Source organism: Kibdelosporangium phytohabitans (assembly GCF_001302585.1).
GTDB classification, from domain to species: Bacteria; Actinomycetota; Actinomycetes; order Mycobacteriales; family Pseudonocardiaceae; genus Kibdelosporangium; species Kibdelosporangium phytohabitans.
Genome location: NZ_CP012752.1, coordinates 7,949,865 through 7,965,131 on the forward strand (window position 1 = coordinate 7,949,865; position 15,267 = coordinate 7,965,131).

11 protein-coding genes are annotated in these 15,267 nt (G+C 69.2%); 6 read left to right on the plus strand and 5 right to left on the minus strand.

Translation table 11 applies throughout. The annotated features are described in order from the left end of the window. Window positions 1-24: 24 nt before the first annotated feature. The gene (locus tag AOZ06_RS35900; protein ID WP_054293440.1) at window positions 25-1,188 is read right to left on the minus strand and encodes an ROK family transcriptional regulator; all 1,164 of its coding nucleotides are present in this window, start codon (window positions 1,186-1,188) and stop codon (window positions 25-27) included. Between the two features lie 121 nt (window positions 1,189-1,309). Here AOZ06_RS35900 and AOZ06_RS35905 point away from each other — a divergent pair, with 121 nt between their 5' ends. Genes AOZ06_RS35905 through AOZ06_RS35920 form a run of 4 tightly spaced genes read left to right on the plus strand, consistent with a single transcriptional unit; the run spans window position 1,310 to window position 6,249 of the window. Next, window positions 1,310-2,917: an ABC transporter substrate-binding protein gene (locus AOZ06_RS35905; protein WP_054293441.1), complete on the plus strand. Its 1,608-nt coding sequence runs from the start codon at window positions 1,310-1,312 to the stop codon at window positions 2,915-2,917. Continuing rightward, the gene (locus tag AOZ06_RS35910; RefSeq protein WP_054293442.1) at window positions 2,905-3,867 is read left to right on the plus strand and encodes an ABC transporter permease; all 963 of its coding nucleotides are present in this window, start codon (window positions 2,905-2,907) and stop codon (window positions 3,865-3,867) included. The genes AOZ06_RS35905 and AOZ06_RS35910 overlap by 13 nt, the downstream gene beginning before the upstream one ends. Next, complete coding sequence (locus AOZ06_RS35915; RefSeq protein WP_054293443.1) at window positions 3,860-4,648, plus strand: ABC transporter permease; 789 nt, start codon at window positions 3,860-3,862, stop codon at window positions 4,646-4,648. Before AOZ06_RS35910 ends, AOZ06_RS35915 begins: the two co-directional genes overlap by 8 nt. Then, window positions 4,645-6,249, plus strand: a complete 1,605-nt coding sequence (locus tag AOZ06_RS35920; RefSeq protein ID WP_054293444.1) for an ABC transporter ATP-binding protein — start codon at window positions 4,645-4,647, stop codon at window positions 6,247-6,249. The genes AOZ06_RS35915 and AOZ06_RS35920 overlap by 4 nt, the downstream gene beginning before the upstream one ends. Here AOZ06_RS35920 and AOZ06_RS35925 read toward each other — a convergent pair. From AOZ06_RS35925 to AOZ06_RS35940, 4 genes are read right to left on the minus strand one after another with little or no spacing between them, the layout of a single operon-like run. Next, window positions 6,233-7,081 carry an ABC transporter permease gene (locus AOZ06_RS35925; protein WP_054297170.1) on the minus strand — a complete coding sequence of 283 codons (849 nt, stop codon included), beginning with the start codon at window positions 7,079-7,081 and terminating at the stop codon, window positions 6,233-6,235. The genes AOZ06_RS35920 and AOZ06_RS35925 overlap by 17 nt on opposite strands. Next, the gene (locus tag AOZ06_RS35930; protein ID WP_054293445.1) at window positions 7,074-8,042 is read right to left on the minus strand and encodes an ABC transporter permease; all 969 of its coding nucleotides are present in this window, start codon (window positions 8,040-8,042) and stop codon (window positions 7,074-7,076) included. Before AOZ06_RS35930 ends, AOZ06_RS35925 begins: the two co-directional genes overlap by 8 nt. After that, on the minus strand, window positions 8,039-9,394 hold the full coding sequence (locus tag AOZ06_RS35935; protein ID WP_157233879.1) for an ABC transporter ATP-binding protein: 1,356 nt from the start codon (window positions 9,392-9,394) through the stop codon (window positions 8,039-8,041). Before AOZ06_RS35935 ends, AOZ06_RS35930 begins: the two co-directional genes overlap by 4 nt. A gap of 11 nt (window positions 9,395-9,405) precedes the next feature. Then, window positions 9,406-10,446 (minus strand): BMP family ABC transporter substrate-binding protein, encoded by a 1,041-nt coding sequence (locus tag AOZ06_RS35940; RefSeq protein WP_054293446.1) that lies wholly within the window; start codon window positions 10,444-10,446, stop codon window positions 9,406-9,408. Window positions 10,447-10,711: 265 nt separating this feature from the next. Here AOZ06_RS35940 and AOZ06_RS35945 point away from each other — a divergent pair, with 265 nt between their 5' ends. Both AOZ06_RS35945 and AOZ06_RS35950 read left to right on the plus strand, forming a co-directional pair. Continuing rightward, window positions 10,712-14,023, plus strand: a complete 3,312-nt coding sequence (locus AOZ06_RS35945) for an EAL domain-containing protein (protein ID WP_169799024.1) — start codon at window positions 10,712-10,714, stop codon at window positions 14,021-14,023. Between the two features lie 30 nt (window positions 14,024-14,053). Continuing rightward, window positions 14,054-15,214, plus strand: a complete 1,161-nt coding sequence (locus AOZ06_RS35950; protein ID WP_054293448.1) for a cyclase family protein — start codon at window positions 14,054-14,056, stop codon at window positions 15,212-15,214. The last annotated feature ends 53 nt before the right edge of the window (window positions 15,215-15,267 follow it).

Here is a 15,267-nt window from a genome sequence, read left to right on the forward strand (position 1 = left end):
CGGATGAAATTAAGTCGGGCCCACTCAGTGGGACGTGGCAGCGAACGGCGCCGACAGCGGATTACCGTAGAGCACGTCCAAAGCAGCCGCCCCCGCCGAGACAGCCAGGACCGTCGACGAGTCGAAACTGCTTGCCCGCACTTGGTTTCCCGGTGTGCGTGAGCGTGTGCCGACTTCCGCGCGGACAGCGGCGAGGCATTCGGGAAGGGAGTTCGCGCCGAGTTCCGACACCACCAGCAGGTCCGGGTTCACCAGGTCGTACAGCAACGCGGCGACACGTCCGATGATCCGGCTGCGTTCGGTCAAGTGCCGTCGCGCCACGACATCGCCCGACCCGGCAGCCGCGAGCAGGTCCCAGAACGACCGCCCGGAAACCCGGCGAGACCACGCCTGATCGGCCACCGTTGCCTCGAAGCAGCCGAAATGCCCTTCGGGGCAACGGATAGCCGGGTCACCAACGGGAAGGTGCGCGATGTCGCCCGCGGCGGACCGCCTGCCGCGCAACGTCTGGCCGCCCATCCGGACGGCGGCGTCGACCACGTTGCCCACGAACAGGTACAGCACGGAATCCCGGTCCCCCACCGCACCGAACAGCTCCTCGGCGTGCATCAACGCACGCGTGTGGTTGTCCACGTGCACCGGCAGCCCGAGCCGGCGCGCGAACACGTCCCGCAGCGGCACGTCCCGCCAGCCCAGTGAGGCGTGCTCGACCATCACCCCGGCTTCCTGGTCGACCCACCCACCGGTGGCCACACCGAGCGAGAGCGGCGCCTGACCGGGAATCACGTCCAGTACAAGAGAAGTCAGCTCGTCGGCTGCGTTCTCCAGTACCGCCACCGGATCCTCGGACACGTGCGGCACACGCCGTTGCGCGAGGACACGGCACCGCAGATCCGCGACCACGACCGTGCTGAACTCGTGTGCCACGTGGACTCCGGCCACCCGGTGGGTGCCGGTGTCGATGTCCAGCGGGGCGTGCGGGCGGCCGACCCGCTGGATCGCCGGGGTCTCGACGATCAGGCCGAGTTCGGCGAGACGTGTGCAATGGCGTGACACAGCGGCCCCGCTCAGCCCGGTGAGACGCGAGAGCGTCCTGCGCGGCACCGGGCCGTGCCGGAGCACCGCGCGCAACACCGCGGCCGCACTCGAAGCGAGGCGGCCTTCGCCCAGCTCCGAGGACGCCACCATGGCGCGATGATGGCAGCAATCCGCGCCGGGCAAGCCGCTGTCCCACGCCGTGGACGCCGTTGACCGGCCGGCACGTCGGTTCGCAAGCTGGCGAAGCACTCGTGGAGCGAAGGAGTTCGTTGTGTCATCCAGGTTAACGGCGGCGTTGCTCGTGCTCGCGCTGGCCGCCGCGGGCTGTTCACAACCGGGCAACGCCTCGGCTCCCGGGACCGGCGGACCACCCAAGGACGGCGGCACGCTCACCATCGGCATCGCGTTCAGCCCCGATTGCCTTGACCCGCAACAGACCGGTGTGAACGCGGCGCTGAACGTCACCCGCCAGCTGGTCGACTCGCTGACCGACCAGGACCCGAAGACCGGCGAGATCAAGCCGTGGCTGGCCGAGTCGTGGAAGGTCAACGAAACCGCGACGATCTTCACGTTCACCCTCGGCAAGGGCGCGACGTTCGCCGACGGGACACCGGTCGACGCCGCCGCGGTGAAGACGAACTTCGAGCAGATCGTCAAGCTGGGCGCCAAATCCCAGCTCGGCGCGGGATACCTCGCCGGTCTCAAGCAGGTCACCGCGGTCGACGAGCGCACCGTCCAGGTCGATTTCGCCCAGCCGAGCACCCAGTTCCTGCAAGCCACCTCGACGATGTCACTCGGCCTGCTGTCGCCGAAGGTCTACCAGTCGACCACGCCGGAGCGCCGCTGCCAGGGTGACGGCCTGGTCGGTTCGGGGCCGTTCACGTTCGGCGAGTTCCGGCAGAACCAGCAAGTGGTGATCACCAAGCGGAAGGGCTACGGCTGGGGTTCGTCGCTGTGGAGCAGGCGCGGTGAGGCGTACCTGGACAAGGTCGTCTACCGGATCATCCCCGAGCCGGGCGTCCGCACCGGGGCGCTGCGCTCCGGCCAGGTGGACGCCATCACCGACGTGCAGCCGCAGGACGAGGGCCAGTTCGGTGACAACGCCCGGTTCTCCCGCCCGGTCCGGCCCAACCCCGGCATCCCGTTCAACCTCACGGCGAACACCTCGAGGCCGGTGCTCGCCGACGAGAAGGTCCGGCAGGCGGTGCAGAAGGCGGTGAACCGGCAGGAAGTGGTCGACACCGTGCTGACGCCGAACTACCGCCCGGCCACGAGTGTCCTCGCCGCGACCACCCCGCTGTACGAGGACCTGTCGGCCACGCTGGCCCACGATCCCGACGGCGCCCGCAAGCTGCTGGACGAGGCCGGCTGGGCACCGGGCGCGGACGGGATCCGGGTGCGCGGCGGGCAGCGGCTGACCGCGGAGGTGTTGTTCTCCACCAACTTCAACCAGAACCAGACCGCGCTGGAGCTGATCCAGCAGCAGTTGCGCAAGGTCGGGTTCGACCTGAAGCTCAAACTGACCACACCCGGTGAGTCGACGCAGCTGCAACAGTCCGGAAACTTCGATTTCACCTGGTTCAACCTGACCAGGTCGGACCCGGACGTGCTGCGCGTGGTCTACCACACCAAAGCCCGCAACATCGCCAAGCTGCCCGCGGCGGCCGGGACCGACACAGCGCTGGGCGAGCAGTCCGCCGCGACCGATCCGGCCAGGCGCAAGGCTGCCGTGGCCGCGGCGCAACGGGAGATCACCGAGCAGGCGTACGTGATCCCGGTGTTCGAACTGACGCAGGTGTGGGCGGCGGCGCCGAAGGTGCACGGGTTCGGCTTCGAGGCATCGTCACGGCTGCAACTGCATGACGCGTGGGTCTCGTGAGGTACGTCCTGCGGCGGCTGGCCCAGGCCGTGTTCGTGCTCTGGGCCGCCTTCACGCTGTCGTTCCTGATCCTGTACCTGCTGCCGGGCGATCCCGTGTCGATCGCGCTCAACGGCGGCGCGGGCGTCAACCAGAGCAACTACACACCGGAGCAGATCGCCGCGCTGCGTGCCGAGTTCGGTTTGGACAAACCGGTCATCGTGCAGTACTTCGACCAGGTGTGGGCGGCGGTGCGCGGTGACTTCGGGCGGTCGGTCACGTCCGGCGGACGTGTCAGCGACCTGGTACTGGGGGCGCTACCGAACACGGTGGAGATCGCGGGTGCAGGGCTCGTGCTCGCCACCGTGTTCGGTGCGGCGACGGCGATCCTCGGCACGCTGACCCGGCTGAAGTGGCTCGGGCAGGCGTTGCTGTCGTTGCCTGCCGTGGGGATCTCACTGCCGGTGTTCTGGGTCGGACTGGTGCTGGTGGAGGTCGTGTCGTTCCAGTGGGGACTGCTGCCCGCGTTCGGCAACGACGGGTTCGCCAGCGTGATCCTGCCCGCGATCACCATCGCGTTGCCCGCGGGCGCGCAGATCGGGCAGGTGCTGGCCAGGAGCATCCTGACCGCGCTGGGCGAGCCGTACATCGAGACCGCGCGGGCGAAAGGCGCGGGCCGGTGGCGAGTCCACTTGGGACACGCGCTGCGCAACGCGATCGTGCCCGCGGTGGCGTTGTCCGCGGTGATCCTCGGTTCGCTCATCGCCGGTGCCGTGATCGTGGAGACGGTGTTCTCCCGTGACGGCATCGGCAGGCTGACGGCCCAGGCTGTGACGGTGCAGGACATCCCAGTCGTGCAGGGCGTGGTGGTGTTCGCCGCGCTGGTGTTCGTGGTGGTGAACCTCGTCGTCGACCTGGTGTCGCCGTTGCTGGACCCGCGGATCACGTTGCGGAGGCTCGGCCATGCGTAAACCTGGTTTGCTGCTGGCCGGGCTGGTGGTGACGGTCGTGCTGCTGTGGGCTTTCTGGCCGGCGCTGTTCACGTCGTACGACCCGATCAGCGGGGTGCCGAAGGACAAGATGCGGCCGCCCAGTGCCGCGCACTGGTTCGGCACCGACGAGATCGGCCGTGATCTGTTCGCGCGGGTGGTGCACGCGTCCGCCTTGTCCTTGCGGGCGACCGTGCTGGCGGTGTTCGTCGCGTTCGTCATCGGGTCTGTGCTGGGCCTGGTGGCCGGGTTCGCCGGTGGACTGGTCGACGACGGGATCATGCGGTTCGTCGACGTGCTGCTGGCCATCCCGTCCTTGCTGCTGTCACTGGCTTTGGTGACCGCGTTGGGCTTCGGCACGACGAACATCGCGATCGCGGTCGGCGTGGCGAGTGCCGCGAACTTCGCCAGGGTGATGCGAGCCGAAGTGTTGCGTGTGCGCACCGCCACCTACGTCGAAGCCGCGTATTCCAGCGGCGTCCGCTGGTACGGCGTGCTCGGCAGGCACGTCCTGCCCAACGCGCGCGGGCCCGTGATCGTGCTGGCGACACTCACGTTCGGCACGGCCGTGCTCGAGGTCTCGGCGTTGAGCTTCCTCGGCTTCGGGGCATCGCCGCCGACGCCGGAATGGGGTTCGCTGGTCGCGGGCGGGCGGTCGTTCCTCGGCAGCGCCTGGTGGCTGACCACGTTCCCCGGGCTCACCGTCGCCGCGGTCGTACTCGCGGCCAACCGGCTCTCCCACGCATTGGACGGACGGCGATGACACAAGTCCAGCCCGCGCTGGCCGGCAGCCACCAGAGCACCCCGGCGATTCTGGAGATCAACGGGCTGAGTGTGTCCTACCGGGACGTCCTCGCGGTCGACCACGTCGATCTCACCGTGCGTCCGGGTGAGACGGTCGCACTGGTCGGCGAGTCCGGGTCGGGCAAGAGCACGACCGCCCACGCGGTGATCGGCTTGCTGCCCAGGGGCGGGCGGATCGACGGTGGTGAGATCCTGTTCGAGGGCCGGGATCTCACCACCGTGGGCGAGCGGCGGCTGCGTGCGGTGCGTGGCCGTGGCATCGGGCTGATCCCGCAGGATCCGAGCGTGTCGCTCAATCCCGTGCGCCGTGTCGGCGACCAGGTCGCCGAGGTGCTGCGGATCCACGGCACGGCCGACCGGCAGGGTGCCCGGCTGCGCGCGATCGACCTGCTGGAGGCGGCCGGTCTGCCAGACCCGGCGACGCGGGCGAAGCAGTACCCGCACGAGCTGTCCGGCGGGATGCGCCAGCGGGTGCTGATCGCGATCGCGCTGGCCGGTGAACCACGCCTGATCATCGCCGACGAACCGACCAGCGCGTTGGACGTCACCGTGCAGAAGCAGATCCTCGACCACATCGGCGAGCTGGTCGCGGCATCGGGCACGGCGATGCTGTTGATCACGCACGACCTCGGTGTCGCGGCCGACCGGGCCGGGCGGATCGCGGTGATGCGGCACGGCCAGGTGGTGGAGACGGGCTCGACCGGGCAGGTCCTGGAAGCACCGAGCCACGCCTACACCCGCGCACTGACCGCCGCCGCGCCCAGCCTGTCGAGCAGTCCGCTGCGCGCCCCGGTCACCGGGACCCCGCCGCTCGTGTCCGTCGAGCACCTGGTCAAGGAATTCCCCTTGCCAGGACGGCAGGTCGTGCGTGCTGTGGACGACGTCAGCCTGACTGTCAACCAAGGCGAGACGTTCGCGTTGGTCGGCGAGTCCGGGTCGGGCAAGTCCACGACAGCCAGGCTCGTCCTGCGGCTGGCTGAGCCGACATCGGGCCGCATCACGTTCGACCGCGAGGACATCACCGAGCTCAGCGGCAATGCTTTGCGGACGCTGCGGCAACGGATGCAGCTGATCTACCAGAACCCGTACGCGTCGCTGGATCCGAGGTTCACCGTCCAGCGGATCATCGACGAGCCGTTACGCGCGTTCGGCATCGGCGACCGTGCCCGGCGCGTGGCGGAGCTGGCCGGCCAGGTCGCGTTGCCGTCGGCCCTGCTGAAGCGCAAACCCGCCGAGTTGTCCGGCGGGCAGCGGCAACGCGTCGCCATCGCCCGTGCGCTGGCGTTGTCACCCAGCCTGCTGGTGTGCGACGAGCCGGTGTCCGCGTTGGACGTCTCGGTGCGGGACCAGATCCTGCGGCTGCTGGTGGACCTGCAGCAGCGGCACGGTCTGAGTTACCTGTTCATCACGCACGACCTCGCCGTGGTCCGGCAGATCGCCGACCGGGTCGGGGTGATGCACGCGGGCCGGATCGTCGAATCCGGCCCGGTGCGCGACGTGCTGACCACCCCTCGGCACGAGTACACCCAGGGCCTGCTGGACGCTATCCCTGGACGCTGACCCGGTTGCGCCTGCTGGACAGGAACAACGCGACCAGCGTGACCAGATAGGGCGCCGCGTCGGTGGCCTGCTGCGGCAACCCTATGCCCTGCAGTCGGAAGCCGAGCGCTTCCGCGAGCCCGAACAGCAACGCCGCCAGCAACACGCCGATCGGGGTCGCGCGGCCGAGCATGACCGCGACCACCGCGATCCACCCACGTCCGGCTGTCATGTTCTCGGCGAACAAGGTGACGGAACCAAGCGCCAGCTGGGCGCCACCGAGGCCGCACAGCGCGCCCCCGGCGATGATCGCCCAATACCGGTACTTCGTGACGCTCACGCCGAGGGTTCTCGCCGCCAGCGGCCGTTCGCCGACACCGCGCAGCCGCAATCCCCACGGGTGGCGGTACAGCAACACCGCGAACGCGGCCACGGCGAGCCATGACAGGTACACCAGCAGGGACTGCCCGAGGACTGGGTCGAGCCCGGCCAACGCCGGATCACTGAACGCCCCTTCGGTGCCGAAGACCGTGCGGATCAGGAAGCTCGTCAGGCCGACCGCGAGGAGGTTCGCGGCCACACCGATGACGATCGCGTCGCCGCCGAACGTCACCGATCCGACCGCGAGGATCAGCGAGTACGCCGCCGAAGCCAGGACCGCTGTCAGCACGCCGAGCCAGGCGCTGCCGGTGTACCAGCTGCCCGCGACCGCGGCGAAGCACCCGACCAGCAACGTGCCTTCCAGCGAGATGTTGAAGACCCCGGCGCGCTGGCACAACGCACCCGCCAGCGCCGCGAAGAGGATCGGTGTCAACGCCGTCAACGTGGACGAGATCAGGCTCAGGTCAAACACGGGCACCTCGCTTGCGCAGCAGCCCCGAAGTCGCCGCCAGGAACAGGATCAGCACCGCCTGCAGGATCGCGGTCAGCTCACGCGGCACCTGCGTCGCGCGTTCCATCGCGAACCCGCCGCTGGTCAGCGCGGCGAAGAACACCGCGGCCGCGAGTGTCCCGAGTGGATTCGCCCGCGCCAGCAACGCGGCGAGCAAGCCGATCCACGTGTACTGCGGGGTGATCAACGCGCCGTCGATGAACCGGTACGGGAAGCCCATCGCCACCGTCGCCCCGACCAGGCCGGCCGTCCCGCCCGAGAACGCGAGCAAGCGCACGGTCAGGCGCGGCCGGTCGATCCCGGCGTACGCGGCGAACCGCGCGTTCCACCCCGTCACCCGTGTTTCGAAGCCCGCGGGCGTTCGCGCGTCGACCACCGCGTACACCGCGACGACCAGCAGGACGACCGCGATCCCCACCAGCTCGGGCAGCCGGGCGCTGTCCGGCAGCTGCGATGTCTGCGGCAGGCTGGAGCCCTCGTCCGTCAACGGGAATCGCACCAGATAGCCGGCCAGGGAGATGGCCGGATAACTCAGCAGCAACGTACTGATCAACAGCGGCACGCCGAACCGGTTCTCGCACAACGCCGCCAGGGCCGCGTACGCGCCTCCGGCGAGCACACCGGCCAGCAAAGCCAGGATCGCGCTGCCCGTGCCGAGCCCGACCGACACCGCACTGATCGCGCCGAGCACCAGCTGGCCGTCGCCGCCGAGGTTCACCATGCCCGCACGCAACGGGATCGCCAGCGCCGTGGCCAGCCCGGCGACCGGCACCACGTAGGCCAGCGTGTCGGCGAACCCGTCCGGACCGAACGCGCCCGAGACGATCGCTTGGTACGCCAGCAGCGGATCCGCGCCCGTGGCCAGTAGCAACACCGTGCCGACGGCCAGTGCCGCCAGGACAGCGATCACGACTGTTCTCACAGCACACCACCCGCCATCGCCAGGCCGATCCGGTCCGGGTCGGCGTCCGCGCGGCTGAACTCGGCGGTGATCCTGCCCTCGTACATCACCAGGATCCGGTCCGACAACGCCAGGATCTCGCTCAGCTCCGACGAGACCAGCAGGATGCCGTGCCCGGCGTCGCGATACGCGACGAGCCGCGCGTGGATGTTCTCGATCGCGCCGACGTCCACGCCCCGGGTCGGCTGTTCGACCACGAGCAGCGGCGAGTCGTGCGTCAGTTCCCTGCCGAGGATCGCTTTCTGCTGGTTGCCGCCGGACAGCGTGCCCATCGGCTGCCGCTCGGTCGCGCGCACGTCGAACCGCTCGATGATCGCGCGGGCGTGTTTCCGCATCTCCGACGGACGCAGGAGCCCACCCCGCAGCAGTGGTCCGCGGCGGTGGAAGCCGACCGCGAGGTTGTCAGCCACGCTGGCCGACGCGGCCGACCCTGTCTCGCCGCGCTCCTCCGGGACGTGCGCGGCCCCGGTGATCCGCGAAACCAGGACGTTCTGTCCGTTGCCCGCCACGCCCGCGATGCCCACGATCTCGCCTGCCCTGACCGTCAGCTCGGGCAGCTCCAGCACCGGTTCGCCCGGGGTGCCCGGCGGGTGGACCCGGTCGAGGTCGATCTCGCGGCCGGTCATGGCGGACGCGAGCGAGTGCGGCGTGAACTCGGCTGCCGGGCCGTGCGCGCTGACCTTGCCGTCACGCATCACGGTCACCTGGTCACTGACAGCGAGAATTTCGTGGAGCTTGTGCGACACGAACAGCACCGTTCGGCCTTCGTCGGCCAACGCCCGCAGCACGCCGAACAAGCGCTCGGTCTCGGCAGGAGTGAGCACCGCTGTGGGCTCGTCCAGGATCAGCACGTCCGCCGAGCGGTAGAGCAGCTTGAGGATCTCCACCTGCTGACGCAGGCCGACCGGCAGGTCACCGACCCGGTCGCCCGGTCGTACCCGCAGGTCGTGTCGTGCGATCAGCTCGTCGACGACCCGCACGGCGGCCCTGCGGTCCAGCAGCCCCGCGCGGGTCGGCTCACGCCCGAACACGACGTTCTCGGCCACGGTCAGCTGCGGGAACAGCGCGAACTCCTGCTGCACCATGCCGACGCCCGCTTCGATGGCCTGCGCGGGCGAGTCGAAGCCGACCGGCTCGCCGCCCAGCGCGACCGTGCCGGAGTCCGGCCGGCACAGTCCATAGAGGATCGACATCAGCGTCGACTTGCCCGCGCCGTTCTCCCCCATCAGCGCGTGGACCTCCCCCGCGCCGACGTCCAGGTCGACGTGGTCGTTGGCCAGCACGCCGGGGAACCGCTTGACGATTCCCCGCATCGACACGCCACTCACTGCTTGGCTGGGTCTTCGACTGCGATGGCGCCCGCGACGATCTGGTCACGCAGCTCGCCGACCCGCTTGATCACGTCGGGGTACTGTTTGACCACGCACTGCGATGATGCCGCTTCGGGTTGCAGGCCGGTCAGCGAGATGCCATTCTCTTTGAGCCCGTACGACTTCGTGCCGCCGCTCTGTCCACTCAGGATCGCGTCGACGCCGTCGCCGATCACCACGTCGGTCCGCTTGACGACGTTGTCCACGACCTGGCCGGGGCTCAGCGGGCACTGGTCGACGTCGACACCGAACGCGAAGAACCCGCCCTGCTTCGCCGCTTCGAACACACCGGGGTTGCCTGCCGCCGAGGCGGCACCCATCACCTGGTCCACGCCCTGGCCGCCGAGCGTCGCCGTGAGCGCCTTCGCCCGCGCCGGGTCGTTGAACGGGTTCGAGCCGCCGATGTACAGCGGTGTCGACGTTGTCCCCGGCTTGACCTTCTCGGCGCCCTGACCGAACGGGACGGAGAACCGGCGGAACTGCGGCGTGTCCAACGCGACCACCGCACCGACTTTCCCGGTCTTGCTCAGCAGGCCGGCCTCGGCACCGGCGAGGTAGCTGCCCTCGTACTCGCGGAACACCGCGCAGGTGACGTTCTCGAACGGCTTGGCTGTGCACGAGTCCACGAACAGGAACTTCTGGCCGGGATTGCGCTCGGCCTCGGCCGCGACGGCGTCCGCGAAGTTGAAGCCGACGGCGACGACCACCGCGGGCTTCTCCCGCACGGCGGCGGCGAGGTTCTGCTGGATCGACGCGGGATCGGTGCTCTGGAAGACCTTCTGGCCGCCCTTGTGCTTGGCCGCCGCGGCCTCGACCCCGCGCACGGCCAGCTTGAAGAAGTCGTTGACGCCCACCGGGTTCGGCGTGACCAGCACCAACGCCGGCCCGCCAGCCGGCCCCGGCGCCCCGCCGGGCGTCCTGGCCGCGTTGCACCCGGCGAGCAACCCCAGAGCCGCGGCAAGTGCACCAACCTGCAACAATGTTCTCGGTGACATGCCGGGGATGCTAATCCGAAAGTCCCACCATATGATCAACATCCCAGTCCACGAGACGACACCCGGCGAGCGCGACCATCATCGGATGTCTTTCGAACTGATCACGTTTTGACAATTCCGGCGGTACGATTCACGACCTTCGCACATATTGATGGTTGCGTCACTTCGATTGCGCGGCAGATCATTGCCCCGCACAGGTACGAGTTGCGACATCCAGGTGGTGGCCCTGCCGATGCATGCGCCGGCCGACAGGCACGGAAGCACATTGACTGACCGGAAAGACGAGGTACGGCCAAGGCGCAGACGTTGGCGGATATGGCACAAGCTGGCAACGATCGGCATCGCCTTCACCGCGCTGCTCGCGGGCGCGACATATCTGTTGCTCGACGCCAACTCACGCCGCATCGAGCTGACCGCCAACGAACTGCGCGGCCTGGAATACCTGCGCCCCCTGACGACGCTGTTGCCCGATCTGGCAACGCACAAGAAGTACACGCGTCAGGTTGGCGCGGCGGTGCGGCCCGCGGCGGATCTCGTGCCACTGCGGGAACGGATCAACAGCGGTTATGCCGCGCTGGCCGAAGTGGACGCGCGGCTCAACGGCGATCTGCGCACGACGGATGCGGACCTGAACGCCAGCGCGTTGCCTGCCACGCAGGCACAGAATTGGCGCACGGTCCAGTCCGGAACCTACGACAAGGGCAACGCGGACGCGGCGCACGCGATGCTCATCGGCGACGTGCGGACGCTGATCGGGTACGTCGGCGCGACGTCCAACCTGGTGCTCGACCCCGAACTGGGCACCTACCACCTCGCCGACGCGATGGTGGTCTGCTCGCCCGAGCTGGTGATCCGGATCAGCAGGCTCGGCAACACCGTCGACGACCTGCTCACCTCCGGCGAGGTCGCGCTGCCCGACCGGACCAAGGTGGCAGGCGACGTGGCGATGCTGATGCGGCACGCGGACGTGCTGCAGGACAGTCTTTTCACGGCATTCCGCGCGTCCGGCACCACCGCGGACGGCCGCGCGATGCGTGATCAGCTGGCCCCGCAGTTGCGTACGGCGTACTTGGCCGTGACTGATCTGGCCACAATGACCACGCGCGATTTCGTCGAGGCGACGACCGTGTGGATCGACAGGAACGCTTACGCGCGTGCGATCGAAGGCGCGTCGGCCACAATGGTTACGCTCTGGTCGGCGATCCTGGACCAGGAAACGCGCATGCTGCGGATCCGGCAGGACAGCGACACGGCGGACCGGGCATTCGCGCTGACCGGTGTGCTCGCCGCATTCGCGATCGCGGTGCTGCTAACGGTTTGGCTCGCCCGACGGATGAGTACGGATATCGGCGCGGTCGCCAGGGGGGCGACCAGCCTGGCGAAAGGCAACTTGGCGGAACGCGTACGAGTGCGCAGCCGCGACGAGATCGGTGACATGGCGACTGCATTCAACGGAATGGCACACCAGTTGCAGGAGATGGTCGAGGAACAACGGCTGTCGGAGCTGCACCTGAGACGGGAACACGACTTCGTCGACGCGGTGCTCGACGTCGCGGGCAGCCTGATCGTGGTGTTCGACCGCGGCGGGCGGATCGTGCGGTTCAACCGGGCCTGCGAGCTGATCACCGGGTACGCGTTCGCCGACGTGGTCGGCAAACCGTTCTGGGACCTGTTCCTGCCCGAGGAGGAACGCGCGAGCTGCGCGGCGTACTACCGGGACATCAGGCCGTCGGACCTGCCCGCGGTCTACGAACACACATGGATCCGCCGCGACGGTGCCAAGTTCGACGTGTCCTGGTCCAACGGCGCGATCGTCGACGACGAGGGCGGGGTCACGCACGTGATCTCGACGGGGATCGACGTGACCGCGCGCCGCGCGGCCGAGCGGGACCTGCGCGACGCGGAGGCGCGCTTCCGCCAGGCGTTCGACCACGCGTCGATCGGGATGTGCCTCGTCGGTGAGGGCGCGGTGTTCCTCCAGGTCAACAAGGCGTTGTGCGAGATGCTCGGCCGTACCGAGGCCGAGTTGCTGTCGCTGACCGTCGCGGACGTGAGCCATCCCGAGGACTACGCGGTCGGCGGCGCTGCGGTCGCGGCCATGAAAGCGGGCAGCAACGAGCCGTTCCACGGCGTGAAGCGGTACTACCACGCGGACGGCCGGGTCGTGTGGGGCCAGGTCACGGTGTCGCCCGTGCGTCCGCACGACAACGCCCCGGTGTACCTGGTCACGCAGATCGAGGACATCACCGAACGCCGGGAGGCCGAGGCGCGCCTGGTGCACCAGGCGCTGCACGACTCGCTGACCGGTCTGCCCAACCGGGCGCTGCTGATGGACAGGCTCAAGCAAGCGCTCGCCCGTGCCGACCGGCACCCGGTGCTGACCGCGGTGATGTTCATCGACCTCGACGGGTTCAAGGACATCAACGACAGCCTCGGCCACGACATCGGCGACGAGGTGCTGCGGGAGATCGGGCAGCGGATCAGCGCGCAGGTCCGGCCCGCGGACACCGTGGCGCGGCTGGGTGGCGACGAGTTCGTGGTGCTCTGCTCGGACCTGGCAGGCGAGCAGAGCGCGGTGGAGATCTCCGAGCGGCTGACCGCGGCGGTGGGCAAGCTCGTGGTGCTGCCCGGCCACGAGGTCGAGGTGGAGGTCACCGCCAGCATCGGCATCGCGCTGTCGGACAACGAGTCCCTGACCCCGGAGGACATGCTGCGCAACGCCGACGCGGCGATGTACGGTGCCAAGACGCAGGGCAAGAACCGCTGGGAGATCTTCGACGAGACGCGGCGGGCCCGTGCGGTCGACCGGGTCGCGGTCGCGTCCACGCTGCGCCAGGCGTTGCGCGACGACCGGTTCGTGCTGCACTTCCAGCCGGTGATCGAACTGGGCACCGGCAAGGCGGTGGCGGTGGAGTCGCTGGTGCGGCTGCGCGAGGAGAACCACGGCCTGCTGCCGCCCGCGGCGTTCATCCAGGTGGCCGAGGACAGCGGCCTGATCGTCCCGATCGGGACGTACGTCCTGCAGGAGGCGTGCCGCCAGCTCGCGCGGTGGCGCGCGGACGGGCTCGTCCCACCGGACTTCCGCACGGCAGTGAACCTCTCGGCACGCCAGGCCACGCAACCGGACCTGGCCAGGACTGTCGGCCGCGCGCTGACCGCCGCCGGGCTGGAGCCGTCCGCGCTGGCGCTGGAGCTGACCGAGACCGTGCTGATGGACGCGGACACGTCCACGCTGCGGCAGTTCGAGGAGCTCAGGGAGATGGGCGTCGGGCTGGGCATCGACGACTTCGGCACCGGCTACTCGTCGCTGAGCTACCTCAAGCGGCTGCCGGTCAGCATCATCAAGGTGGACCGGTCGTTCGTGGCCGGGCTGGTCACCGACCCGTCCGACCGGGAGATCGTGACCGCGGTGATCCGGCTCGGCCAGGCGCTCGGGCTGACCACGATCGCCGAGGGAGTCGAGGACGCCGAGCAGTTCGCCATGCTCCAGGAACTCGGCTGCGACCAGGCGCAGGGCTACTTGCTGGGCCGTCCGCGCGCCCAGCCGCCGGTGCTGTCGATCAACGGATCGCGATGAGTTCCCAGCCCGCGACGAGTCCGTACGGGTGTGAACATCGATCTGTTGCGAGCCAGCCTGTCCCGCCGGGGCGTGCTGAAGGCCGGTGCGGCGGGCACAGTGCTCACCGCGTTGCCGTCCGAAGCCCACGCCGTTGGCCCCGATGACGCGCCGTTCGACTACACCAACCCGGCCACCCTGAGCGATTGGGCGCCCAGCAGGTACGGGCCGCGCGACCAACGAGGCACGCTCAACGAGGTGACACCGGCGAAGACCGCCCGTGTCCTGCGGCAGACACTGGACGACAACCGCCCGGTGAAGACGTACAACCTCGGCACACTGATGTGGAGCGGGTTCCCGACGATCCAGCCCTACCAGCCGGAACGGCGGCACGAGCTGAAGCTGCTGCTCGGCGGCTATCCCCCGCCACCCGGTTTCGGCGGCCACGTCGCGTTCGAGGAACCGTTCGGGGTCAACAAGCTCAGTGTGCACGAGGAACGGTTCGAGCCGTACTGCACCTTCCAAATCGGATCCCAATTGGACGGACTGAACCACATCGGCGCGGCCGGGCTGTTCTACAACGGGTTCCGGGGCCCGGACATCGCCCGCGACCACGGCACCGCGATGCTCGGCGGCGAGCACACGGGCCCGATCGTCACCAAGGGAATCCTGCTGGACATCGTCGGCGTGAAGGTGGCGACGGGCCAGCAGGACGCGCTGGGGGCGCCCGCGGCCAACGGGCAGCCGGTGCTCAAGGACAACTACCGGATCACCGTCGAGGACATCAAGCAGGCCATGGAGTTCGGCCGGATCGACCGGATCGACCCCGGTGACGCCGTGCTGCTGCGCACCGGTTGGAACAACCTGCTCGCCCGGCGCGATCCAGCCGAGCTCGCGCGGTGGGGCGGATCCGGCGGCATGCCGGGCATCTACCTGCGTGAAGCCCGGTACCTGGCGAAGTTCCGGCCGGTGCTGATCGGCAGCGACACGTGGACCCTCGAGGTGCTGGGCAATCCCGTGAACAACGACGGCACGATCATTCCCGTGCACCAGGAACTGCTGATGCGCCACGGGATTCGCATCGCGGAGTCCTACGCGCTCGACGAACTGGCGGCCGATCGGGTGCGCCAGTTCGTGTTCATCGTGACGCCCCAGTACGTCGAAGGCGCCACGTGCGGCAACTCCCCACCGGCCGCGTTGGCTCAGCCCTGACGCCGGTCGCCACCGGTGCCGCGAGAGCACCGGTGGCGACCACTCATCTCAGA

Coding starts and splice junctions, on each gene's coding strand:
- AOZ06_RS35900 (WP_054293440.1), bottom strand. CDS start 1,188: ATGGTGGCGTCCTCGGAGCTGGGCGAAGGCCGCCTCGCTTCGAGTGCG.
- AOZ06_RS35915 (WP_054293443.1), top strand. CDS start 3,860: ATGCGTAAACCTGGTTTGCTGCTGGCCGGGCTGGTGGTGACGGTCGTG.
- AOZ06_RS35935 (WP_157233879.1), bottom strand. CDS start 9,394: ATGCGGGGAATCGTCAAGCGGTTCCCCGGCGTGCTGGCCAACGACCAC.
- AOZ06_RS35940 (WP_054293446.1), bottom strand. CDS start 10,446: ATGTCACCGAGAACATTGTTGCAGGTTGGTGCACTTGCCGCGGCTCTG.
- AOZ06_RS35920 (WP_054293444.1), top strand. CDS start 4,645: ATGACACAAGTCCAGCCCGCGCTGGCCGGCAGCCACCAGAGCACCCCG.